This window comes from Oleiphilus sp. HI0066 (assembly GCF_001635725.1).
This window is the reverse complement of record NZ_LWFH01000948.1, coordinates 1-296: the sequence shown is the minus strand read 5'-3', so window position 1 is coordinate 296 and position 296 is coordinate 1. Positions and strand designations below refer to the sequence as shown.

Annotated in this window: 1 protein-coding gene; it reads left to right on the top strand. The window is 50.3% G+C overall.

Features of this window, described 5'->3' with window-relative positions:
• On the top strand, nt 1-296 hold a 296-nt coding region (locus A3738_RS10790; RefSeq protein ID WP_156504204.1), incomplete at both ends, for a hypothetical protein.

The following is a 296-nucleotide window of genomic DNA, read 5'->3' as shown; positions in this document are numbered from 1 at the left end:
CTGAAAACCAATTCCGCGTAGGTCTTGTGCGTGTTGAGCGAGCTGTACGTGAGCGCTTGAGCATGGCTGAGTCTGATGGCTTGATGCCACAAGATTTAATTAATGCAAAACCAGTTGCTGCAGCAGTCAAAGAGTTCTTTGGTTCTAGCCAGTTGTCTCAGTTCATGGACCAAAACAACCCTCTATCTGAGGTAACGCATAAGCGTCGTGTCTCTGCGCTTGGCCCAGGTGGTTTGACGCGTGAGCGTGCAGGATTCGAAGTACGTGACGTACACCCGACTCACTATGGTCGTGTT